The organism is Cellulophaga tyrosinoxydans (genome assembly GCF_900176415.1).
Classification (GTDB): domain Bacteria; phylum Bacteroidota; class Bacteroidia; order Flavobacteriales; family Flavobacteriaceae; genus Cellulophaga; species Cellulophaga tyrosinoxydans.
The window spans coordinates 636028-660475 of sequence record NZ_FWXO01000001.1; the positions used below are offsets into that span (position 1 = coordinate 636028).

A 24448-nucleotide genomic window follows, 5' to 3' on the forward strand; every position below is an offset into this window, starting at 1 on the left:
CGATTCTTTTTGCCAATAGTCTTTCAAACATAACCAACAGTATGAAAGCACTACTAATTGCAATTAGTTTAGTTTTATACCATCAAACTATATTCGCGCAGGATTCTACAGCAGTAGTTCCACAAAGAACCTATACAACACAACCATTGTTAAATAATCCACCACCAATTATTGATGGCCTTATTGATGATGTTTCATGGGAGCTTGTAGAATGGGAAAGTGATTTTATTGAATCACGACCAGATGAAAATACGCCACCAAATCATCAAACAAAATTTAAAATTTTATACGACGAAAATTACATTTACGTAAGCTTTCGTTGTTTTGATAGCGAACCAGATAAAATTGTAAAGCGTTTATCTCGTCGAGATGGTTTTGAAGGGGATTGGGTAGCCGTATTTTTTGATAGTTATTATGACAAGCGAACAACTTTTAATTTTATAGTTACGGCAGCAGGTGTAAAAGGTGACGAATTTTCGTCTAACAATGGCAATAATTCAGACGAAAGCTGGAATCCTATATGGTATACCAAAACAAATATTGACGATGAAGGCTGGACTGCCGAAATGAAAATTCCATTGAGTCAATTAAAATTCGGCAAATCTGATGAACAAACATGGGGTTTGCAGGTAATGCGAAAACTGTTCCGCGAAGAAGAAAGATCTGTTTGGCAACGCATACCTCGCGATACGCCGGGTTGGGCGAGCGAATTTGGTTTATTAAAAGGTTTATTACATATAAAACCACAAAAACAGCTGGAAATTCAGCCTTACGGCATCTCCAAATTAGAAACCTACGAGGCAGAACCAGGCAATCCTTTTAAAGATGGTAATGACAGTAAGTTTACTGTTGGTTTAGATGCTAAAATTGGTATCACGAATGATTTAACCTTAGACCTTACTATTAATCCCGATTTTGGTCAAGTTGAAGCGGACCCCTCTGCCATTGCTCTCGATGGTTTTCAAATTTTCTTTCAAGAACAACGCCCATTTTTCGTAGAAAACAAAAATATATTTGATTATCGAGTTTCCAATTCGGAAGCTGGTAACACTTTTGGTTCTGATAATGTGTTTTATTCAAGGCGAATAGGAAGAAGCCCGCAGGGTTATCCAAACTCTAATACAGGAGAATTTGTAGATCAACCTGAAAATACAGAAATTTTAGGAGCAGCTAAATTCAGCGGTAAAACTAAAGACGGATGGTCTATAGGGATATTAGAAAGTGTTACCGCCAAAAAATACGCGACTATAGACAATAATGGGCAGCGCAGAAAAGAGGTTGTTGAGCCTTTAACCAATTATTTTGTTGGTAGATTACAAAAAGATTTTAATGATCGTAACACCTTTATAGGCGGCGTTTTTACAGCCACCAATAGAAATGATCTCACGCCTAATTTAAACTTCTTACATGAGTCTGCCTATACAGGCGGTTTAGATGTAAGGCATCAATGGAATGACCGAGATTGGTATGCAGCTGGGAATATTATTTTTAGTAGGGTTAATGGAAGCACAACAGCTATTTTAAATACTCAAGAATCTATAACTCATTTATTTCAACGTGTAGGTGCCGATTATTTAGATTTAGACCCAAATAAAACATCATTAACTGGTACTGGCGGTAATATTCAAATAGGAAAAGTAGGTAATGGCCATTGGAAATTTGAAACAGGAGGCACTTGGCGTTCTCCTGAGTTGGAGTTAAATGATCTCGGTTTTCAAAGACAAGCAGATGATATTCGGCATTATACATGGGTGGGCTATCAAACCTTAAAGCCTGATAATACTTTTAGACAAGTAGGCATCAATTACAATCATTGGAGTGTATGGGATTTTGGCGGAAATCATAATAGTCTACGTTTTAATACCAATAGTTGGCAAAACTGGAAAAACAATTGGTTTAGTAATTTAGGCTTTAATTATGCCCCAAAACAATATTCCAATTTTGCGCTTCGTGGTGGACCAAGACTAAGACTTACCCCCGAAATAGGATTTTTTAATGGCGTTGAATCTGATGGAAGAAAAAAATTGCAGTATAGCATGTTCCATTCCGGTAGCAAAGGCACTGATAATTCTTATACTAACTACAACATTGAATTTGGCGTACGCTATCAACCTATAAACGCATTAAGTATATCGGCTTATCCAGGATATAGCACCAATAATGATCAGTTGCAATTTGTAGATAACCTAGATTTTAATGGTGCTACCAAATACATTAATGGTACCGTTGCGCAGGAAACCTTAAGCATGTCTTTTCGACTTAATTATACCATTAACCCTAATTTAACCATTCAGTATTGGGGGCAACCTTTTATTTCCAAAGGAGTTTACACTGATTTTAAACAAGTAGTAGACCCTCTTGCCAAAACATTTAATGCTAGAATTGATACCTATGCACCAAATCAAATATCCTTTGCAAATGACATTTATGCAGTAGATGAAGATCTTGATGGCACAACAGATTATAGCTTTAATAATCCAGATTTTTCATTTACCCAATTTAGATCTAACCTTGTTGTTAGATGGGAATACAAACCTGGTTCAGAAATATTTTTAGTTTGGTCGCAAGATTTATCTAGTAGTAGCAACCCATCAGAAGGTTTATTTAAAACATTAGAGAATAATTTATTAGGTGATATTAAGCCAAAAAATATTTTTTTACTTAAGGCCACCTACCGTTTTGTGCTATAAAATATTTTTTAAAAATGAGTACATCAAAAGACCCCAACCTATTACTAAAAGTAAGCCTCCAATAGGGGTTATTGGACCTACAATTTTACTTTTCTTATTTTTAGAAGCATTTAAACAAAGCCAGTAAATACTGAATGAAAACAATAAAGTTCCTATAATAAAACAATACGCAATATAGGTTTCGAGTGCCGTTGAAAAATTAAAATTATAGCCAATAACAATAAGAACAATGGCATGATACATCTGATATTTTACCCCTGTTTCAAAACTTTTTAATTGGTCTTCTGTAAACGTTTTTTTCAAAGCATGCGCTCCAAAGGCACCAAAAATAACAGCCAACATTCCGTAAAGTGCGCCAATAACTTGGGTTAAAAGAATCATCATTTTTTAATTTTATGTAAAGATAATATGTTTACTAAAAGAAGATACAAGGCGCTACTTTAGACTAACTGTGATCTCCTTATTGGTATTGATTTGAAAAGAACATTCTTGAAAACTTGGCGGCCCAAAAGTTTTCATTTTACCAATAGAAAAACCTACTGGTTCTTTTGGTATTCCTAGAAAATTGGTATCTAATACTCCATTGGCATTTTCATCATGAAACACAGCAAATGCATAAGTTCCGGAAGGTAAATCAGTAAATTCTACCATTGTCTCCTCCTTTACTGCTTGACCACTTTCAACTTTATATGCATGATTAAACGACAAAAAATCATTGGAAGAATTGTAAACAGCTATATTTATTTTACCTGTGGAATGGGCAACATTCTTCACCTTAACTTTAAGACTGTTTTGTGCCAAAAGTGTCATAGGCAAAAACACTAGGAGAAAAAGCATTCGCTTCATTATAAATGATTTTCAAATTTACATCATCAAACCTAAGCAATTTTCTTGCCATATTAGTTATCCCAACCCAACATCTAAGGTCATCATCACAATAAAGCCTCCAATAAAGCCCATTACCGCAATATCAGTATGTTTATCTTGCTGCGTTTCTGGAATTACTTCTTCGACCACAACAAAAATCATAGCGCCCGCTGCAAATGATAATGCGTAAGGTAAAATTGGTTGAAAAGACATAACGGCCCACGCCCCAATTACTGCCGCAATGGGTTCCACAAGTGCAGAAGCCTGACCATACATAAAACTTTTGGTTCTGCTTAATCCTTGTCTTCGCAAAGGCATGGCTACTGCAAAACCTTCAGGAAAATTTTGAAGCCCTATACCTAAAGCAAGAGCAACTGCACCTCCAATGCTAGCCCCTTCAAAACCCGCTGCAACACCACCAAATAAAACACCTACTGCCAATCCTTCTGGAATATTATGTAAGGTTATAGCCAGTGTTAAAAGTGTAGTTTTATGCCAAGGTGTTTTTATCCCTTCTTTTTCACTTTCTTTAAAATTGATATGCAAATGTGGTAATACCTTGTCCAAACCAAAAAGAAATAATGCCCCGAATAAAAAGCCAACTGCAGCTGGAATTACTTTTACAAAACCTTCTCCAGGACTCATCTCGATACCCGGAGCTAATAGACTCCAAAAACTGGCGGCCACCATTACTCCTCCGGTAAATCCAAGCATACCGTCTAAAACAGCTCTATTTAATGTTTTAAAGAAAAACACCAAACTTGCGCCTAACGCTGTAAGAGCCCAAGTAAACAATGTGGCATAAAAAGCGGCCAAAACCGGATCTATAGATTCAAAATACTGTATAATTTGTTCCATCATTAAAACTTAAATTTACTTATCCATATTCTTTTATTTTTGTTTTCTACTTTAGGTAGATTTTACATATAAATTAGAGGCAATCTGGTGTGAAATAAGAATAATCTTTTCATTGATTTTTATCTGAAGCGACCCATCAAAATCTTCTTTATCTAAAACGGTAATATAATCGCCCAAAGCAATTTCATGCTTATCTAAAAATTTTAAAAATGGTGCAGAAGAATCTTTTACACCTACGCAAATACCACTATTATTTATTGCCACTTCGTTCAATAACTTTTTTGTGGTGTTCGTAAACACTCCTGCTTTTGAAGGAATTGGATCTCCATGCGGATCAAATTTTGGATAACCTAAATGTTTATCTAAACTATCTGTAAGTTTTTCACTTTTTATATGCTCTAATTGCTCCGCAATTTCATGGACTTCATCCCACGAAAAATCTAACTTATCTACTAAAAAAACTTCCCACAATCTGTGTTTTCGAACAATAGTCAAGGCCTTTTGCGTACCTAAATCTGTTAAGCTCACACCTTGGTATTTTTTATAAGACACAAAACCCTTTTCGGACAGTTTACGAATCATATCGGTTACCGAAGATGGCTTGGTATCCATCTGTTCAGCAATCGCATTTGTAGCCACAGTAGAATTATTCAATACTCCTAAATGGTAAATTGCTTTGATATAATCTTCTTCGGAATGTGTCATGAATAAAAATTTAAACAAAAATACATTTTTATTACTAAAAACATATTTTTAGATTTGTCTAAATTTTATTTTAGACAAGTTAAATGAAAATCCTAAAAAAATTACTTGCTTTATTCTTATGCGGACTTTCATTTTTGGCTACTAGCCAAGAATACAAACTATCAGGAATGGTCTTGGATGATAATATTCCGGTGCCATTTGCCAATGTTCTAATATCAGGCACGACTAAAGGCACCGCCACAGATGAAAATGGGCGTTTTACAATTAATTTAAGCTCACCTGGCAAATACACTATTTTAGTTTCTGCGATTGGGTTCTACAAATCCACTAAAACAATTGAAATTACGCATACGAACACAAACTACATTACCATCAATTTAATTGAAGCTTCTGAACAACTAGAAGAAATGGTTGTTACGGGTACATTAAAAGCGGTAAGCCGATCCGAAAGTCCTGTTCCTGTAGAAGTTTACAGTCCCACTTTTTTAAAACAAAACCCAACGGCAAATATTTTTGAAGCCTTACAGAATGTAAATGGCGTTCGGCCACAAATAAATTGTAATGTTTGCAATACTGGTGATATACATATTAATGGTTTAGAAGGCCCATACACATTAGTTTTGATTGATGGAATGCCAATTGTTAGTGGTTTAAGTACCGTTTATGGTTTATCTGGTATTCCAAACTCACTAATAGAACAAATAGAAATTGTAAAAGGACCTGCTTCTAGCCTGTATGGTAGTGAAGCGGTTGGCGGACTAATTAACATTATCACTAAAAAAAATAATACTGCTCCCCATTTAGCAATAGACGGTTTTGCAACTAGTTGGGGGGAATACAATTTAGATTTGGCCACCAAAATAAATTTTGGTTCCAAAACTAATGTTTTACTTGGCATAAACTATTTTAACTTTAGCAATAGGATTGATAATAACAATGATAATTTTACAGATTTAACTTTACAAGATCGGATTTCTGTTTTTCAAAAATGGAATTTCCAAAGAACCAATGATCGAGAATTATCTATAGCCGGGCGCTTTTTCTATGAAGACCGTTGGGGTGGAGAATTACAATGGACTCCTGCTTTTAGGAGTGGAGATTCCATTTATGGGGAAAGCATCTACACTCGTAGATTTGAGTTGTTAGGAAAATACCAACTCCCCATAAAAGAAAAAATGATGCTGTCTTTCTCCTATACTGATCACGATCAGAATTCAGTGTATGGAAATAGTACCTACTTAGCTAAACAACGTATTGGTTTTTCTCAATTAACTTGGAACTTTGACGTAAAAGGTCATGATTTTTTAATAGGATCGGCGCTTAGATATAATTATTACGATGATAATACGCCTGCTACTACCTTTCAAAACCAAAATAACGCGGACGAAGTAGTAATTCCGAGTATTTTTCTTCAAGACGAAATAACATTCTCGGAAAAGCATTCCTTACTATTGGGCATGCGTTACGACTATGATAAACGACATGGAGCCATTTATACCCCAAGAACGGCCTATCGTTGGAAAATGACAGCTAATGATATTCTTCGCTTGAATGTTGGAACAGGTTTTCGGGTAGTAAATCTTTTTACTGAAGAACATGCCTCATTAACAGGTTCGCGTAATGTGATTATTGCTGAAGCCTTAAAACCAGAGCAATCTGTGAATGTAAATCTTAATTATTTAAAGAAAATTTATAGCAATAACGGTCTTTTTATTGGAATTGATTTTTCCGCATTTTACACCCATTTTAGTAATGCCATTATTCCGGATTATGACACCAATCCCAACCAAATAATTTATGATAATTTAAACGGCAAATCCATTGCAAAAGGGATTAGCACTAATTTAGATTTTGTATTTGCTAATGGTTTAAAAGCAACATTAGGAACCACGTTTCAGGATGTAAGTTCCACAGAAAATGGCATTACCAAAAAGCAAATTCTTACCGAAAAGTTTTCAGGCACTTGGAATATTTCATACCCTATTAAAACTTTAAACTTAGGTATTGATTATACAGGAAATTTTTATGGCCCAATGCGCCTTCCTCTTTTAGGTGAAAATGATCCCCGAAGAGCATATTCTCCAACATGGAGTATTCAAAATATTCAGTTTACTTATGACGGAATTAAAAATGTGGAATTATATGGTGGAGTAAAAAATTTATTAAACTGGACTCCAAATCGTGGTAACCCATTTATCATAGCACGTGCAAACGATCCTTTTGATAAAAATGTAACTTTTGATAACAATGGTAATGCACAAGTGACTCAAGATAATCCTTACGGACTTACATTTGACCCTACTTATGTTTATGCTCCAAATCAAGGCATTAGAGGTTTTTTAGGAGTACGGTATCGTTTAGACTAAAAATTGATTCGCCAATGCCTTTGTATGCTTAATAGGGATAGTATAAATTGGTATCTTTGAAAAATTAGATGCTGAAAATATTCATTTACAAACTTGTCAGTTGTCAATATTGTGCGATTTAACTAACATCTAAACCTAATTAAAATTAAATAGTACTAAATGAAACCTACTTTTTACTTAATTCTATTTCTAACTTTTATTAATCTTCAATCGCAATCTTCAAGCAATGAAATAGTTAGTCTTGCCCCAAATGAAGAAAAAGAAATATTAATCCCCGCTTATGGTGAAGATTCAATCTTTTTGAAAGTTGAAGTTTATAAAACGAAAAGAGCCAAAAACAATTCCTTTTTTTTATACGAATACCCAAACAAACTCCTGCTAAAAACAGAAAGCGCCAAAGATCTAGATAAGAATATAGTTACTGCAAATGATGGTATTTACAAATTACTTTTAAAAAATGAAAACTCTAAGAGTGTTGATTATAAAGTAATCTACGATGTAAAGTCTACACGCAAGAAAAAACCACAAATAGGTTACAAAGTTCAAAAAGATACTACTTATGGATTTGAAACAGAGCAGTTGGTCGATAAAATTAAGCTTGAAACCACTACCATTCAAAATGAAAAATTTTATTTAAACAGCACCTCCAATGCGTTTTTAAAAGGTGGAAAAAATAGAATTATCATCCCTGTAAATTTACCGGAAAATACGAAAGAATGGTATTACGTTTTTAGTGCAGCAAGAGAGGAAAATGATATTAAAAACACCCTTTCTTCATTTAATCTTGCATCACAACTTACCAAGTTTATAAAAGATGATGCTTCCATACAAAATGCGGTAAGCAATTTAAGTCCTCCGCCAGGAGCCAATATTTGCGATATTTATATGATAAATGATGAAGCTAACGCTGAATTATTTAAAGTAAAAGAAGATTACAAATCTAGTTTAGACGGTTCGCGAGAAAATTTTAAATCTGGTATTGTTAAGGTTACTGGAGCCAACAAAAGTTACTTAGGTATTAGAAACCCTGATAATTTATATGGTATCCATATAGCGATGGAGATTATTGCTATTGTTGAAAAGACAGAGCAGGTTAAAGAAAAAGTGAACATACCCATAATTACTAGCTATCAAGTTCCTTACTTTATAGAATAATGACAAACTTTGATTACATTATTATTGGAGCAGGCGCTGCAGGTTTAATGCTTGCAGATGCTTTTGGCAAGGATGACTATTTTAAAGATAAATCGATACTGCTATTAGATAAAGATGCCAAAAACAGTAATAATAGAACATGGTGTTTTTGGGAAAAAAAAGCTGGGCATTTTGATGAAATACTGCACAAAGAATGGACACAAATTAGTTTCGCCGGCAAACAAATAAACAAAACTTATCCTATAGCTCCCTACTCTTATAAAATGATTCGTGGTATAGATTTCTATACTACATTTTTAAAGCGCATTGCTCAGTATGAAAACATTACATTTTTGCAAGATGAAGTAATAAATTTAGAATATTCTAGCAACGAAGTTATCATTACAACTCATTTACAAAGCTATAAAGCAAAAACAGTTTTCAATAGCATTTATAACCCTAATGAGCCCCTAAAACAAATAAAATACCCTGTTTTACAGCAACATTTTATTGGTTGGTTTATTCAAACCGAACAAGCTGTTTTTGATGATACAACAGCAACTTTTATGGATTTTTCCATCCCTCAAAAAGGAAATACCCGGTTTATGTACGTACTCCCAACTTCTAAAAAAGAAGCCTTAATCGAGTATACCCTATTTTCAGAAAAACTACTAGAGAAGCAAGAATATGAAACAGCTATAAAAAGTTACATCACAAATAATTTAGGAATTGAAAACTATAAAATTATAGAAAAAGAACATGGCAGTATTCCCATGACGAGCTATAATTTTGCTGATAAAAACAGGAATGCTTTAGTTTATATTGGCACTGCTGGAGGTTGGACAAAAGCAAGCACCGGATATACATTTAATAAAACAAGCAAAAAAGTAAACGTGCTAATTGAGCATATAAAACAGGGAAAACAACTTAGTTCTTTTAGCAAAAGGGATAAATTTTGGTTTTATGATCTGCTGTTGTTAGATATTCTATATAAAAATAACGAAAAAGGACAATCCATTTTCGAAGCACTTTTTAAAAATAGAAAACCACAACTTATCTTTAAATTTCTAGATGAAGAAACTAGTCTTTGGGAAGATGTAAAATTTATTAGCGCATTGTCTCCAATGCCATTTATTAATGCTTTAGTTAGAAGAATTTTCTAATGTAGATAAGCTTAGGCTTTACTATACTTCTCTTTGCATTAAACTTTCGCCAAATTTTTTAAGCAAACCCTTTTTATCGTCGGAGATGGTTAATTTTTCTAAAGTGATAAATGCTTTTTGCGTGTATAAGGCAATTTCCTCTTTAGTTCTTTGAGCGGCTCCACTTTCGACAAAAACATTTTTTACTGTGATAATTTTGTCACTTGTATCTTTTGGTTGTATAGAAAAAAGATGTTCTAATTCTTTCACTTGATCTTGGTTAGCAAATTCCAAGGCTTTTAAGTAAAGAAATGTCTTCTTATTTTCAATTATATCTCCTCCTACTTGTTTTCCAAAGGTTTTTGGATCTCCAAAAGCATCTAAATAATCATCTTGTAATTGAAACGCAATCCCTAAATTTTTACCAAATTCGTAAATATTATTTTGTTCTTCTTGAGATACGTTGGCGATTATAGCACCCATTTTCATAGCTGCACCTACTAAAACGGCAGTTTTGTATTCGATCATTTTTAGATATTCCGGAATCGTAACATCATCACGTGTTTCAAAATCCACATCGTATTGTTGACCTTCGCAAACCTCTATTGCTGTTTTGCTAAATAATTGTGCCAATTTTCTAAAAACATCGCCTTCGTAATTTTCAAATAATTGGTAGGCATTAATCAACATAGCATCGCCAGATAAAATACCTGTATTTATATCCCATTTTTCGTGTACGGTTGTTTTTCCTCTACGTAATGGAGCATCATCCATAATATCATCATGTACCAAAGAAAAATTATGAAAAACCTCAACAGCCAGTGCTGCATCTAGTGCCTTTTTATAATTGCAATCAAAAATATCAGCGGTCATTAAAGTTAATACAGGTCGTAAACGTTTACCTCCTAAAGAAAGAATGTAGGCAATTGGCTCATACAAATTTATGGGCTCCTTAACACTTATTTTCTCTTCTAAATAGGTTACAAATTCTTTACTATACTGTTCAATTGATTGCATTCAGCCATTTTTTTTCAAAAATACATTAATCCCATTAATATTTCTACTTAGAAAATGGATTGAAAAAAGCATTCAAATGTTAAATAATTGTAAATACTTAGGAAACTTTTTTTGTTTTCATAGTTTCCGTCTTACATTTGCGCCTCAATATGAGAGAAAAAATTATACATAAAGCCGCTGAACTCTTTTTAACCTTAGGTTTTAAAAGCGTTACTATGGATGATATCTCTAATGATTTAGGGATATCAAAAAAAACGATATATGTGCATTTTGAAAACAAAACTAAGCTCGTAGAGGCAGTTACGTTTAGCATTTTCGATACTGTTTGTGAGGGGATTGATTGTATATGTAATGCATCAATAAACCCGATTGAAGAATTGTACGAGATAAAAATGTACGTGATGAATTATTTAAAAAATGAAAAAACATCGCCGCAATTCCAACTTAAAAAATACTATCCTCAAATATACCAACGTCTGCATATAAAACAATTTGAAAAAATGCATGTATCTGTAAAGGATAGCATTCAAAAAGGTGTTGATACAAATCTATTTAGATCAAATATCGATGTGGATTTTATTTCGAGAATGTATTTTAACGGTATGTCAGGAATAAAAGATGAAAATATTTTTCCAAAAGAATTATTCACAATGGATTATCTAATGGAGAGCTATTTAGAATACCATTTAAGAGCAATATGTACTGAAAAGGGATTACAAATATTAAATAAATTTATAAAACTAAACCAATCTTAATATGAAATATAAACTAATACTAATCTTTAGTTTTTTTAGTATACTACAAGGATTTTCGCAAGAACAGTCCAATAGTTATACGCTTGAAGAAGCTATTAATTTTGCACTTGAAAACAATTACAGTGCAATAAATGCAAGTAGAGATCTACAAGACGCTCAAAAACAAAAATGGGAAACAATAGCTGCCGGATTACCACAAATTAATGGATCTGTAGGTTATCAAAACCAGTTAAAACAACCGGTTTCGTTATTACCAGGAGAATTAGCTGGTGGAGAACCAGGCACTTTTATTCCAATTGTTTTTGGTCAACCACAAAGCATGACTGCAACAGCCACATTAACGCAGCAAATTTTTGATGGTTCGTATATAGTAGGTGTTCAAGCCACAAAAACTTTTATTGATTACAGCAAAAACAATAAAGAAAAAACTGCGCTAGACGTAAAAAAAGCCGTTGTACAAGCATACGGAAATGTACTTTTAGCAGAGGAAAGCGTTAAAATATTGGAAAAAAACGCAGCCACTTTAGAGAAAAATCTTTTTGAAACTAAAACAACTTTTGAAAATGGATTAACAGATGAAGAAAGTGTTGAGCAATTGCAGATAACTTTATCTACCATCAAAAATCAATTAAAAAATGCTACTCGGTTAAAAGATATCACCCTACAAATGTTAAACATTACTTTGGGTATTGCTACGGATTCTCCAACAATATTAACCGATAACCTAGACGATTTAGCACAACGCGAAACTAGTTTGGCCTTTGTAGAATCAGAATTCAACATTACTAATAATGTTGATTATAAAATGGCTGTTAATTTAAACGAACAACGCGCCTTAGAACTAAAACTAGCAAAAAGTAGAGCATTGCCTTCACTTAATGCTTTTGTAAATTATGGTAGTTCTGCTTTTAGTGATTCTTTTAGTTTCTTTAAAAGTGACCAACAATGGTTCGATTCTTCTGTTTTAGGCCTGGATTTAAACATTCCTATTTTTAGTTCTCTAAAAAGAAGTGCTAGTACACAACGTGCAAAAATTGCTTTAGAAAAAGCTAAAACACAATTAAATGAAGCAGAGCAACAAATTAAGTTGCAATTGAAAAAAGCACAAAGCGACTATATGCTAGCTATTGAACAATATGCCACAAACAAAGAAAATCTAAAGCTTGCAGAACGTATCGAGAAAAAAAATCAGACTAAATATACCGAAGGTATTGCCAGTAGCTTTGAGTTAAGACAAGCTCAATTGCAGTTATATGATGCTCAAAACACCTATCTACAAGCTATGGTAGATGTAATTAACACAAAAACAGAACTTGAAATAGTACTTAACAACTAATTAGTTAATTAACAATTATAACAATCAACTACAAAATATATACAATGAAAAATCTTTTAATACTATCCACATTCGCTTTGCTATTGATATCGTGTGGAGGCGACAAAAAACAAACAGTAGAAGAGGTTATTGCAACGGCAAACCTAGAAAATATTAAAACTAAAAGAGAAAACCTTGTTGCAGAACAACAAACGCTTCATGACCAAATTAAGCTTTTAGACGAAGCATTATCGCAATATGATACCGTTAAGAAAGTTCCATTAATTACTACAATTACTGCTAAAAATGAAGTTTTTAATCATTTTCTTGAACTACAAGGAAATGTTACTACCAAAAACCTTTTAGTAATTACTCCAGAGTATAATGGCATTTTAACCAATGTATATGTAAAAGAAGGTCAAAAAGTTAGCAAAGGCCAAATTTTAGGTAGAATTGATGATGGTGGTCTAGGTCAACAAGTTGCTCAACTACAAATACAAGCGGAGTTAGCGAAAACAACCTTCGAACGTCAAAAACGTTTGTGGGAACAACAAATTGGTAGCGAAATCCAGTATTTACAAGCAAAATCTAACTACGAAGCACAATCTAGAGCCGTTTCACAATTACAACAACAAATTGCAAAAACAGTAATTAGAGCTCCATTTTCGGGTACTATTGACGATGTGATTACCGAACAAGGTAGTGTTGTTGCCGCTGGTCAAACGCAACTAATGCGCATTGTAAACTTAGACAACATGTATATAGAAACCGATGTTCCAGAAGGTTACATTGCCAATGTATCAAAAGGTAAAAGTGTAGCTATCGAATTTCCAATTTTAGGAAAAACAATTGAAAGCAAAATACGTCAGGCAGGAGATTTTATCAATCCTGCTAACAGAACATTTAAGGTAGAAGTGGGCATCCCTTCTAAAGAATCTGGCATTAAACCAAACTTAACCGCTCGATTAAAAATTAATGATTATACCAATGATAATGCCGTATTAATACCTCAGAGTATTATATCTGAAAATGCTGACGGTGAACAATATATTTACATAGTAACGGATAAAAACGATACGAACGAGGGTGTTGCTAAAAAAGTTATTATAAAAACTGGTAAAACTCAGGGTGATGTTATTGAAGTTTTAGAAGGCGTAACCAATGGTACTGAAATTATAAAAGAAGGTGCTCGTAGTGTGGAAGATGGTCAGGCTGTAAAAGTAATTAACCTTTAAACCAAAATTATAATGACGAAACAAAAAAAACAAGTCGATAAAGAATTTGGTTTATCATCTTGGGCAATAAACAATAAGACAACAATGTATGTGCTTATTGCGGTAATTTTTTATCTAGGAATTGTTGCATTTTTCAACATGCCAAGAGAAAATTTCCCTGAGGTAAATGAAACTAAAATTTATGTAAGCTCTGTATTCCCAGGAAACACAGCCGAAGATATTGAAAAACTTATTATTGATCCGCTAGAGGACAAGCTTAAAACAGTAAGTAATGTTGTAGAAATAACTTCAACATCTCAAGAAGATTATGGGATGGTTATTGTTGAGTTTGACGAACATTTAACTGTTGAGCAAGCAAAACAGAAGGTAAAAGATGAAATAGACACAGAAACATCGAGTGAAGACTGGCCAACTTTTAACGGCGCTAAAGTAGAGCCAGATGTTTTTGAGCTAAGTTTATCTGAAGAAATGCCTATTCTAAATATTAACATTACTGGAGATTATCCTATTGAAAAATTAAAAGAATACGGAGAGTACCTTCAAGATGAAATTGAAAACCTTATAGAAATTAAAAAGGTAGACATTCGTGGTGCTCAAGAAAAAGAAGTAGAAGTTGCTGTAGACATTTATAAAATGATGGCGGCAGAAGTTACTTTTAACGATATTATTGGAACCATAAATAGTGGTAACGTAACCATGTCTGCCGGAAACTTAATTTCAAGTGGGCAGAGACGTACTATTAGAATTTTAGGTGAAATTGAAAACCCGAAAGAGCTTGAAAATTTTGTAGTAAAATCTGAAAACGGTAACCCAGTTTATTTAAAAGACGTGGCTACTGTAAGCTTTAAAGACGAAGATAAAACAACTTTTGCCCGCGAGTATGGTGAGCCTGTAGTGATGCTTGATGTTAAAAAAAGAGCAGGTAAAAACATGGTTGCTGCAGTAGAACAAATTAGAGTAATTGTTGATGATGCGATTGCAAATAAGTTTCCACAAGATTTAAAAGTTACTGTAACCAACGATCAATCTTCTGTTACCATTGGTCAGGTAGATGATTTGGTAAACAATATAATCTTCGGGGTTATTCTTGTTGTAACCGTGTTAATGTTCTTTTTAGGATTTAAAAATGCCCTATTTGTAGGTTTTGCAATACCAATGTCCATGTTTATGTCATTAATGATTTTAAACATGCTGGGCTATAGCTTAAATACCATGGTTTTATTCGGCCTTATCATGGGTCTAGGTATGCTCGTAGATAATGGTATTGTGGTTGTTGAAAACGTGTATCGTTTAATGGAAGACGAGGGAATGGACAGGTTCACAGCCGCTAAAAAAGGTATTAGTGAAATTGCCTTCCCAATCATTATTTCTACAGCAACGACTGTAGCAGCATTTATTCCATTAGGTTTATGGCCAGGGATAATGGGAGAGTTCATGAAAATTCTACCTATTACTTTATCTGTTGTATTAGGTTCATCATTATTTGTGGCCATATTTTTCAACTCCGTATTGGTATCTAGATACATGACCATACAAGACAAAGATATGCCTCTAAAACAAATCATAAGAATAACCAGCATTGTTGCTGTCTTTGGTTTATTAATTTTAATCTTTGGAGGTACGTATCGCGGTCTAGGAACCGTTATGATATTTACAGCTATCATGTTATGGATGTATCGTTGGTTCATTAGAAAATGGGCGAACAATTTCCAAGAGAAAACTCTTGTTAGATTAGAAAACTGGTATGAAAACAGGTTGCGAGGCGCATTATCTGGTAGAATGCCTATTATTTTAACTATAGGCACATTTGTGTTGTTAATTCTTTCTTTTGTTGCGTTTGGAGCATCGTTGGCCACACAAAGAACTAAAGTTGAATTTTTCCCTGATAACAAGCCAAATCAGATTATCGTTTATATAGAGTATCCGCAAGGAACGGATATCCAAAAAACCAATGCGATTACTAAAGAAATTGAAGAGCGCGTTTACAAAGTTTTAGATGATAGTCAGTACAAAGATGGTAACCATAACTTTTTAGTAGAAAGTGCCGTATCGCAAGTTGGTGAAGGTGCAGGAAACCCACAGACAGACGGTGGTTCTTCAGCAGAAATGCCTCATAAAGGAAAAATTACCGCATCAATGCGAGAGTATAAATACCGTAAAGGTGAGGATAGTGAGCTTTTGCGTCAAAAAGTACAAACTGCCTTAGTTGGTATTTATCCAGGTGTTTTAATATCTGTTGAAAAAGATGCGAACGGACCTCCTGCTGGCGCGCCTATTAACATTGAAATTCAAGGTGATGATTACAATGAATTGATAAATACTGCAGAGAAAATGCGTGAATTTATCAATACTAAAAACATTGGCGGTATTGATGAATTAAAAATAGATGTCAATAAAGATAAGCCTACCATGCGTGTTGAAATTGACCGTGAAAAAGCTGGTGAATTGGGCATTAGTGCTTCTCAAATTGGGCAACAATTACGTAATTCTATTTTTGGATCTAAAGCAGGTATTTACAAAGAAAATGGTGAAGATTACGACATTTATGTTCGTTTTAACGAAGACAATAGATACAATACAAGTGCTTTATTTAATCAGAATATAACTTTTAGAGATAATACCGGAAAGATTAAGAATATTCCTTTATCTACAGTAGCAAAACAAGGTAACAATTCTGGTTTTAGTGCTATAAAACACAAAGCTACTCATCGAGTGGTTACCATATACTCTGCGTTATCACCAGGCTTTACAGATGCAAGTGCTATAGTTTCTCAAATTCAGAACGAAATGAAAAGCTATGAAGACTTACCTGCTAATGTGAAAATTGATTATACAGGTCAGATTGAAGAACAGAACAAGCAAATGGCCTTTTTAATGGGTGCATTTTTTACAGGATTGCTATTGATATTTTTCATACTAATTTTTCAATTTAATTCCGTTTCCAAACCCGGTATCATCATGTTGGCAATTTTCTTAAGCTTTATTGGTGTATTTGGTGGAATTGTAATTACAGGAAGTGCGTTCGTAATTATGATGACCATGGTTGGGATTATATCTCTAGCAGGTATTGTTGTGAACAATGGTGTTGTATTATTAGATTACGCGCAGTTATTAATTGATCGTAAAAAGAACGATTTAGATTTAGATGAATCGGAATATCTAGTAAAAGAAGATTTATATGAAAGTATTGTAAAAGCAGGTAAAGCACGTTTAAGACCAGTTCTTTTAACTGCAATCACTACAATTCTTGGATTAGTGCCATTGGCAATTGGTTTAAACATAAACTTCTTTACGCTTTTTTCCGATTTTAATCCTAATATTTATATGGGTGGAGATAACGTAGTATTCTGGGGTCCATTGGCTTGGACAGTAATTTATGGTTTACTAATCGCAACCTTCTTAACTTTAATATTGGTTCCAGTACTATTCTTTTTAGTTATGCAGTTTAAAATGTGGTTACGCAGCAAATTTGCGAGCGAACCGGAGCCTATAGCTAAAGAAATAAGCTAATCTTACTTAGAAGATCATACATTAAAAAAAAATCCCTGACAACGAGTTGTCAGGGATTTTTTAATACAGTATTTTCAAAAGTTAGTTTACAACAACTGCTCCTTTAGAATCACGTTGAGTTACACCAACTATTCTACTATCTTCAAAATCTACTTCTTTTAATTCTTCTCCTTGCCAGAAAAACCATTTACCAGTTTTTCTACCATTTAAATATTCTCCACTAGCAATCTTTTTTCCAGCTTCATCGAACATATTCCACTCTCCATGAAGTTTTCCTTTTAAAAATTCACCAGTTTGAGCAATTTCACCATTGGCATGAAAATAAGTTGCAATTACCTTATTCCCATCTTTAGTAAAAGTAGGTGTATTATCTTGCGCTGACAGTGCAACGGTCATAAAAAGTGCTAAAAATAGGGTGATAGTTTTCATGGGATTATATTTTAATATTATATACTTTATTTACCTTAACGTAACAAATATACAAATATTTTACTTTTAAATCACTTTTAGTTAACATTAAATTTACATTGAAACGCTAACCAACTTATTTTCAACCCATAAAAAAACTGCAGACAAATGTCTGCAGTTCTAATTTATTTGTATTTATTATTTAAAAAACTAGTTTTCATTAGCTGGCACAGGAACAGCACTAGGCACGTTATCTGTTGCTCTATCATTAGGTAATTCACTTAATCTACCAAATCTTCTCATATCTACCCATCTATGTGCTTCACCAAATAAAGAATATCTTCTTTGCTTTAAAATTTCATTGGTTAATGCCTCAGGGGTTGTTGCTCCTACATACGGTAATAATCCAGCTGCTGATCTAATAATATTTATAGCAGAAACTGCAGTTGACGGACTAGTAGTAATGTTTGCCTCGGCATAAAGAAGTATTAACTCTTCGTTTCTCATTACTGGCACATCATCTGTATTTGAGCCATAAATAGCCACATCATATGCGCCAACTAAACCAGATGCTTGTCTTGGTGTAGTTCTCAACAAAACTTTATTTAATCTGTTGTCTCCACTTTCAGCATCGGCTACAAAACTTGAATGCGCTACTCTAACGTTGGCTTCTTGATTTGGCGCGATGAATAAAGGATTTGACAAATCTGCTCCACTCAAAGAAAATGTATGGTAAATACCATTGTTTATACTTGTTGTAGATAATTCTAAAAATGAATCATCTAACAAGGTTAAAACTGCTGCCGAATTTCCTCTATACATTTCTACTCGTGCATGAAGACCCTTATTAAATTTTAAAAAATCCGAAGGAGTATCAAAGCCATCATACCCAGAAGTTAAATTAAATGGTAATTCTGTTCCTCCAGCCGCTAAGTCAGTAGCTGCAGTGGCTAAAATTTCTGAAATGGCAGTTAACGCAGCACTTCTATTTAAAAATCCTCCTAAATTTTCTGGATCCGCTACGTCAACACGTATACCATTATCATTTTGGTTATCAGACAACATCAAAAGCTCATGAGCTTTTAACGTATTTAAAACACCTTTAGTTGCTGCTATTTCCTCAGCAGAAAAATCTGCAGTGGTATTAGCTAACCCTTCAAGTATTAGGTTAATATCCTTAATTGTTGCATATCTGGCACCCCATGGTGTGGTGGTATAAAAAGTATTGTTATCAAGATTACCAACGACCACGTCACCTTCAAATCTAGGGTCAGATGATGTAAAATAGTAGTATTCTCTTCCAAAAATACTTTGCACATCAGTATGGGTAGCCAATCCTACTCTCATATCCGAAAGTACTCCTGATAATGCTTGAGTAAGTTCACCTCTAGAAAGATCATCGGAAATAGATGAAGTACTCGCTCCATTTAAGCTTTCTCCTCCATCAAGTTCACATGAAGTAACTACCAAAGCAGTAACGAAAAGAACTATTATGCTATATTGCTTTAAAATTTTCATTTGCTATTTTTTTAGTTATTAAAATTGAGCTGATAAGTGAAACATATATCTTTTTGATGAAGGGAATGGTGTTACTTCAACACCTGTAGATAAACCATTTCCACCAAAATTAGATACTTCAGGATCATAACTATTATAATCGAAAATATTGATTAAGTTATTCCCTGAGAAACCAATTTTCACATTTGAAATTGCCTCGCCAAACCATTGATTTAAAGTACTTGATGGCACGCTGTAATAAAGTCCAATCTCTCTTAATCTTAAGTAAGATGCATCTTCCACAAATGGTGTAGCGTTACCTGCAAAAATACCATTATTAATACGATAGTCTCCATTTTTAATTTGGCCATTTGGATCAACTGTGAAGTCATCATAGTCTGCACTAGTACCACCAAAATCGGACAATAACTTAGTTAAGTTAACATTGTCTCCTCCTTTTTTCCAATGCCATAAGAAAGACAATGAAAAATCTTTGTAATTTAAATTATTTGAAAGCGACATTTGAAAATCTGGTTCTGCGTTTCCTAATTGTACCAAATCACCATCTACATTGTTCCCAACAATTTGGGTAACACTTTTACCTTCTTCGATTCTAAATGTTCCTAAACTAGTACCAAATCCACCAGTATTATAAGCTGGCACATCCATTCTTACCATTTCAGATTTATTTTTCCACCAGTTTAAACCAGCGTTCCAATCAAAATCATCATTTTGAACTATACTTGCATTTAATGCAATCTCAATCCCTTTATTCTCTAACTCACCAGCATTTTCCCATTTTGTTGAAAACCCAGATGATGGTTGTGTGTTTGCTAAAAGTAATAAATCGTCAACATTCTTTTTATACATTGTAAATTCTAATGACAAACGATTTTCAATAAGACCTAAATCAAAACCTAATTCAAGCTCTTTTTGTCTTTCAGGTAAAATATTCGGATTACCTCTTGTTAATGGCACAGCAATACCTACATTGCTATCAATTAACGTACTAGCGTAAATAGTATAAAGAGAACCAAATACAGCAAACGTACCTGCCTCACCATAAGCTGCTCGTAATTTAAGTCTGCTTAAGAAACTATCTTCATTCCAAAAATCAAAATTATTTAAATTCACCGCTAAAGATGCTTTAGGGTAATAGAATAATTTGTTCACATCGCCATTATTGGTAGATTTATCACCTCTTAAGCCAATTGTACCAATTAATTTATCTTGGTAATTAATAGACTCTTGTACAAAAAATCCAAAATCTTCTTGTTCTAATCTATCTTGAGTAACCGTTTGGTTCGCTCCCTGATCAACATTTGTTTCTGATGCAATCAAATCTGTTGCTACTACTCGAACAGTATTTCTAGAAAATTGCTCGTTAGTTGCTCCTAATTGCGTATTGAATGACAAATCGTTTTCTAAATTCCAATCATGAACTAAGAAGGTAGAGTAGTTTGCATTTTTGTTTGTTGTTGTAGAAACAGCAGATACACCATTTAAACCACCTTGATCTGGTCTTTGAAATTGTAGTTCTTTAGGGAAAATTACTGTAGCCGCTAAAGTGTAGGTATCAATACCCGCTTTACTAACTAATTTTAAACTAGAATTCTCATTGCGATAAACATTTATATCCAGTGATCCTCCGACAATGAATCTGTTTACTCTTTCATTGTTCTTCATTAAATCTCTCGTCTGAAGTGGGTTAGAAGAGTTATTAGGATGATCAGGGTAATTACCATTTGCATCTGGCAATAAAAAATCCCAAGGCCTTGTAGCTGTTAAAGCTACACCTAAAGTAGTTCCTGTGTTATCATTATTAAAAAACCCACGATCTGCATTAGAAGTTATGTAGTTAGTATTTAAAGCTAACTTAACATTCTCGGTAAATCTATGATCAACATTTAATCTAAATGAAGATTTCTTATATCCAGTATTCTTTACAATACCATCTTCATCATTTCTAGAAAAACCAGTAAAGAAAGTGGTTTTATCTGATCCTCCAGAAGCACTTATGCTAGTGTTTGAAATTAGACCTTTTTCTCCAAATATTTCTTTCTCATAGTCTCTTAAAGTACCCGCAGCTTCAGCAGCAGTATATAAAGCACCTTCACCATACTGACTTTCAGCTAAAGCAGCCGTCCAGTCTCTTTGACCTTGTAATCTGATAGCTTCATTGAAACCAAATCCTTGTGAAAAATTGACTTTAGTTTTGCCAGATTTACCTTTTTTTGTTGTGATAATTACAACCCCAGCAGCACCTCGTGATCCATAGATTGCAGCTGCAGAAGCTCCTTTTAAAATCTCAATTGTTTGAATATCATCAGGATTGATATCCGCAATTCTGTTTGTTGCGTTATCTTGTGAAGATGCATTTCCACCTCCAGAAGCCTGTGAAACAGCATTTAATCCTCCTGAAGAAATACTACTGTTATCTAGATAAACACCATCAATAATATAAAGTGGCTGAGAGTTACCATTAATAGAAGTTACACCTCTAAATTTAATTGACATTCCCCCACCCGGCGCACCTGAGTTTGCGCTTACGATTGCACCTGTAAACTTACCTGCCAAAGCACCATCTAAGGTTTTTGGAGGAGTAGTCCCAGCCAATTCTGTTGCACTAACTGTAGCAACGGCATTTGCTAAATTTGTTCTCTTAATGGAAGTAGCTAAACCTGAAACAACTATTTCATCTAGTCCAGTTGCCGCCTCTGCTAAAGACACATTAATTGTGCCTGCGCTTGTTACTTGTACTTCTTTGGTTCCATAACCTAACGAAGAAAAAATAAGTGTTGCAGGAAAACTATCGACAGTTATTTCATAATTTCCGTCGAAATCAGAAATTGCTCCAACAGTTGTTCCCTTAATAATAACGTTGGCACCAGCAACAGGGCCTCCGTAACTTGCATCTTCAATTGTACCTTTAACCACTGACTGCGCCAGTAAGACAAAAGGCATAGTAATAAAGATCAAAAAGACACTCCTTTTAATTAAATTGTGTTTCATTTTCATTAAGATTTATTTAAGAATTTAAAACTAAATTAAGCTAATTCTTAAATTTATATTAAATAATTCAAAAAATTAACATTTAAGGAATTTTACAATATTGTGTTTTATTTTTTTCAGGCTTAAGCGTATACTTATTACATTTGCCAATTAAACACATTAAACATGTACAGAAGTCATACTTGTGGCGATTTAAGAGCATCTCACAACAATCAAGAAGTAACATTATCAGGTTGGGTACAAAAATCTAGAGACAAAGGATTTGTAATTTGGGTAGATTTAAGAGATCGTTACGGAGTTACACAATTAATTTTTGATGAAGAACGCACTTCTAAGTCTTTATTGGAACAGGCGCGTTCTTTAGGTCGCGAATTTGTAATCCAAGTTAAAGGCACCGTAATTGAAAGAGCTTCTAAGAACCCAAATATGCCAACTGGTGATATAGAATTATTGGTAAAGGAGCTAACAATACTAAATAAAGCACTTGTACCACCTTTTACTATAGAGGATAAGACTGATGGTGGAGAAGATTTAAGAATGAAATATCGTTACCTTGATATTAGAAGAAACCCCGTAAAAAATAATCTAATATTCCGTCATAAGGTTTCAATGGAAGTTCGTAAGTTTTTATCTAACGAAGGTTTTATTGAAGTGGAAACTCCATATTTAATTAAGTCTACACCAGAAGGTGCTAGAGATTTTGTGGTACCTAGTAGAATGAATGAAGGGCAATTTTATGCCTTGCCACAATCTCCGCAAACTTTTAAGCAATTGCTTATGGTTGGCGGTATGGATAAGTATTTTCAGATTGTAAAATGTTTTAGAGACGAAGATTTGCGCGCCGATAGACAGCCCGAGTTTACGCAAATAGATTGCGAAATGGCCTTTGTTGAACAAGAAGATATCTTAAATGTTTTTGAAGGATTAACTAAATATCTATTAAAAGAAATTAAAGGAATCAACATAGAGAATTTTCCAAGAATGACCTATGATGATGCTATGCGCAAATATGGAAACGATAAACCAGACATTAGATTTGGAATGGAGTTTGGCGAATTAAATGCTATTGCGCAACATAAAGATTTTTCCATTTTTAACGATGCAGAACTTGTTGTAGGAATAGCCGTTCCAGGCGGAGCAGCATACACAAGAAAAGAAATTGACGCTTTAGTAGATTGGGTAAGAAGACCACAAATTGGTGCTAAAGGAATGGTTTATGTTCGCTTTAATGAAGATGGTACTTACAAATCATCTGTAGATAAATTTTATGATGAAGCGGATTTAGCAAAATGGGCAGAAGTAACTAATGCTAAACCAGGAGATTTAATCTGTGTATTATCTGGCGATGCTAATAAAACAAGATCACAACTAAGTGCATTACGAATGGAGTTAGCACAACGTTTAGGATTAAGAAATCCTGAAGAATTTGCACCTTTATGGGTAATAGATTTTCCTTTGCTTGAGTTAGATGAAGAAACTGGAAATTACCATGCCATGCACCATCCATTTACTTCACCTAAACCAGGACAACTAGAAATGTTAGATACAGATCCTGGAGCGGTAAAAGCAAATGCCTACGACTTAGTTTTAAACGGAAACGAAATTGGTGGTGGATCTATCCGTATTCATGATAAAGAAATGCAAGCTACAATGTTTAAACATTTAGGTTTTACCCCTGAAGAAGCCAAAGCACAATTTGGATTCTTAATGGATGCTTTCCAATTTGGTGCGCCACCACATGGTGGATTAGCTTTTGGACTAGACAGACTAGTTTCTATTATAGGAGGACAAGAAACCATTCGAGATTTTATAGCCTTCCCCAAAAACAATAGTGGAAGAGATGTTATGATTGATGCTCCTGCTTTTATAGACAACGAGCAATTAAAAGAATTACATCTAAAACTAGATTTAAAAGCGTAAATTATAATCCCGAACTA

17 protein-coding genes are annotated in these 24448 nt (G+C 33.9%); 9 read left to right on the forward strand and 8 right to left on the reverse strand.

Annotated elements, in window-relative coordinates:
- The first annotated feature begins 41 nt into the window (after positions 1-41).
- Positions 42-2690 carry a DUF5916 domain-containing protein gene (locus tag B8963_RS02920; RefSeq protein ID WP_084059898.1) on the forward strand — a complete coding sequence of 883 codons (2649 nt, stop codon included), beginning with the start codon at positions 42-44 and terminating at the stop codon, positions 2688-2690.
- Here B8963_RS02920 and B8963_RS02925 read toward each other — a convergent pair.
- From B8963_RS02925 to B8963_RS02940, 4 genes are all read right to left on the reverse strand, one after another.
- On the reverse strand, positions 2685-3071 hold the full coding sequence (locus B8963_RS02925) for a DUF423 domain-containing protein (RefSeq protein WP_084059899.1): 387 nt from the start codon (positions 3069-3071) through the stop codon (positions 2685-2687). The genes B8963_RS02920 and B8963_RS02925 overlap by 6 nt on opposite strands.
- A gap of 54 nt (positions 3072-3125) precedes the next feature.
- A complete protein-coding gene (locus tag B8963_RS02930) occupies positions 3126-3527 on the reverse strand; it encodes a DUF2141 domain-containing protein (RefSeq protein ID WP_234989599.1) in 402 nt (133 codons plus the stop codon).
- Positions 3528-3593: 66 nt separating this feature from the next.
- Complete coding sequence (locus tag B8963_RS02935; protein ID WP_084059901.1) at positions 3594-4415, reverse strand: ZIP family metal transporter; 822 nt, start codon at positions 4413-4415, stop codon at positions 3594-3596.
- A gap of 51 nt (positions 4416-4466) precedes the next feature.
- Positions 4467-5120, reverse strand: a complete 654-nt coding sequence (locus B8963_RS02940; protein WP_084059902.1) for a metal-dependent transcriptional regulator — start codon at positions 5118-5120, stop codon at positions 4467-4469.
- An 83-nt stretch (positions 5121-5203) separates the two neighbouring features.
- On the opposite strand from B8963_RS02940, the gene B8963_RS02945 reads away from it, so the two are divergent.
- The 3 genes from B8963_RS02945 (at position 5204) to B8963_RS02955 (ending at position 9783) form a co-directional block, all read left to right on the forward strand.
- Complete coding sequence (locus B8963_RS02945) at positions 5204-7486, forward strand: TonB-dependent receptor (RefSeq protein ID WP_084059903.1); 2283 nt, start codon at positions 5204-5206, stop codon at positions 7484-7486.
- Positions 7487-7645: 159 nt separating this feature from the next.
- On the forward strand, positions 7646-8641 hold the full coding sequence (locus tag B8963_RS02950) for a hypothetical protein (RefSeq protein ID WP_084059904.1): 996 nt from the start codon (positions 7646-7648) through the stop codon (positions 8639-8641).
- Complete coding sequence (locus B8963_RS02955) at positions 8641-9783, forward strand: lycopene cyclase family protein (protein WP_084059905.1); 1143 nt, start codon at positions 8641-8643, stop codon at positions 9781-9783. Before B8963_RS02950 ends, B8963_RS02955 begins: the two co-directional genes overlap by 1 nt.
- Before the next feature lie 21 nt (positions 9784-9804).
- On the opposite strand, the gene B8963_RS02960 is transcribed toward B8963_RS02955, so the two are convergent.
- Positions 9805-10779: a polyprenyl synthetase family protein gene (locus B8963_RS02960; protein WP_084059906.1), complete on the reverse strand. Its 975-nt coding sequence runs from the start codon at positions 10777-10779 to the stop codon at positions 9805-9807.
- A 149-nt stretch (positions 10780-10928) separates the two neighbouring features.
- On the opposite strand from B8963_RS02960, the gene B8963_RS02965 reads away from it, so the two are divergent.
- Genes B8963_RS02965 through B8963_RS02980 form a run of 4 tightly spaced genes read left to right on the forward strand, consistent with a single transcriptional unit; the run spans position 10929 to position 17594 of the window.
- Positions 10929-11534 carry a TetR/AcrR family transcriptional regulator gene (locus B8963_RS02965; protein ID WP_084059907.1) on the forward strand — a complete coding sequence of 202 codons (606 nt, stop codon included), beginning with the start codon at positions 10929-10931 and terminating at the stop codon, positions 11532-11534.
- Between the two features lies 1 nt (position 11535).
- A complete protein-coding gene (locus tag B8963_RS02970; protein WP_084059908.1) occupies positions 11536-12870 on the forward strand; it encodes a TolC family protein in 1335 nt (444 codons plus the stop codon).
- Between the two features lie 44 nt (positions 12871-12914).
- Entirely contained in the window at positions 12915-14084 is a 1170-nt protein-coding gene (locus tag B8963_RS02975; protein WP_084059909.1) for an efflux RND transporter periplasmic adaptor subunit, read from the forward strand.
- Between the two features lie 12 nt (positions 14085-14096).
- A complete protein-coding gene (locus B8963_RS02980) occupies positions 14097-17594 on the forward strand; it encodes an efflux RND transporter permease subunit (protein ID WP_084059910.1) in 3498 nt (1165 codons plus the stop codon).
- A gap of 81 nt (positions 17595-17675) precedes the next feature.
- On the opposite strand, the gene B8963_RS02985 is transcribed toward B8963_RS02980, so the two are convergent.
- From B8963_RS02985 to B8963_RS02995, 3 genes are all read right to left on the reverse strand, one after another.
- The gene (locus B8963_RS02985) at positions 17676-18023 is read right to left on the reverse strand and encodes a toxin-antitoxin system YwqK family antitoxin (protein ID WP_084059911.1); all 348 of its coding nucleotides are present in this window, start codon (positions 18021-18023) and stop codon (positions 17676-17678) included.
- Between the two features lie 189 nt (positions 18024-18212).
- Positions 18213-19520, reverse strand: a complete 1308-nt coding sequence (locus tag B8963_RS02990) for a RagB/SusD family nutrient uptake outer membrane protein (protein ID WP_084059912.1) — start codon at positions 19518-19520, stop codon at positions 18213-18215.
- A gap of 18 nt (positions 19521-19538) precedes the next feature.
- A complete protein-coding gene (locus B8963_RS02995) occupies positions 19539-22511 on the reverse strand; it encodes a SusC/RagA family TonB-linked outer membrane protein (RefSeq protein WP_234989600.1) in 2973 nt (990 codons plus the stop codon).
- A gap of 165 nt (positions 22512-22676) precedes the next feature.
- Between B8963_RS02995 and aspS the strand changes: the two genes are divergently transcribed.
- A complete protein-coding gene (aspS, locus tag B8963_RS03000; RefSeq protein WP_084059914.1) occupies positions 22677-24431 on the forward strand; it encodes an aspartate--tRNA ligase in 1755 nt (584 codons plus the stop codon).
- Positions 24432-24448 lie beyond the last annotated feature (17 nt).

What these genes read in the sequence shown, in the direction of transcription:
- B8963_RS02920 (WP_084059898.1), top strand. Translation starts at nt 42, where the DNA reads ATGAAAGCACTACTAATTGCAATTAGTTTAGTTTTATACCATCAAACT.
- B8963_RS02925 (WP_084059899.1), bottom strand. Translation starts at nt 3,071, where the DNA reads ATGATTCTTTTAACCCAAGTTATTGGCGCACTTTACGGAATGTTGGCT.
- B8963_RS02930 (WP_234989599.1), bottom strand. Translation starts at nt 3,527, where the DNA reads ATGCTTTTTCTCCTAGTGTTTTTGCCTATGACACTTTTGGCACAAAAC.
- B8963_RS02935 (WP_084059901.1), bottom strand. Translation starts at nt 4,415, where the DNA reads ATGGAACAAATTATACAGTATTTTGAATCTATAGATCCGGTTTTGGCC.
- B8963_RS02940 (WP_084059902.1), bottom strand. Translation starts at nt 5,120, where the DNA reads ATGACACATTCCGAAGAAGATTATATCAAAGCAATTTACCATTTAGGA.
- B8963_RS02945 (WP_084059903.1), top strand. Translation starts at nt 5,204, where the DNA reads ATGAAAATCCTAAAAAAATTACTTGCTTTATTCTTATGCGGACTTTCA.
- B8963_RS02950 (WP_084059904.1), top strand. Translation starts at nt 7,646, where the DNA reads ATGAAACCTACTTTTTACTTAATTCTATTTCTAACTTTTATTAATCTT.
- B8963_RS02955 (WP_084059905.1), top strand. Translation starts at nt 8,641, where the DNA reads ATGACAAACTTTGATTACATTATTATTGGAGCAGGCGCTGCAGGTTTA.
- B8963_RS02960 (WP_084059906.1), bottom strand. Translation starts at nt 10,779, where the DNA reads ATGCAATCAATTGAACAGTATAGTAAAGAATTTGTAACCTATTTAGAA.
- B8963_RS02965 (WP_084059907.1), top strand. Translation starts at nt 10,929, where the DNA reads ATGAGAGAAAAAATTATACATAAAGCCGCTGAACTCTTTTTAACCTTA.
- B8963_RS02970 (WP_084059908.1), top strand. Translation starts at nt 11,536, where the DNA reads ATGAAATATAAACTAATACTAATCTTTAGTTTTTTTAGTATACTACAA.
- B8963_RS02975 (WP_084059909.1), top strand. Translation starts at nt 12,915, where the DNA reads ATGAAAAATCTTTTAATACTATCCACATTCGCTTTGCTATTGATATCG.
- B8963_RS02980 (WP_084059910.1), top strand. Translation starts at nt 14,097, where the DNA reads ATGACGAAACAAAAAAAACAAGTCGATAAAGAATTTGGTTTATCATCT.
- B8963_RS02985 (WP_084059911.1), bottom strand. Translation starts at nt 18,023, where the DNA reads ATGAAAACTATCACCCTATTTTTAGCACTTTTTATGACCGTTGCACTG.
- B8963_RS02990 (WP_084059912.1), bottom strand. Translation starts at nt 19,520, where the DNA reads ATGAAAATTTTAAAGCAATATAGCATAATAGTTCTTTTCGTTACTGCT.
- B8963_RS02995 (WP_234989600.1), bottom strand. Translation starts at nt 22,511, where the DNA reads ATGAAACACAATTTAATTAAAAGGAGTGTCTTTTTGATCTTTATTACT.
- aspS (WP_084059914.1), top strand. Translation starts at nt 22,677, where the DNA reads ATGTACAGAAGTCATACTTGTGGCGATTTAAGAGCATCTCACAACAAT.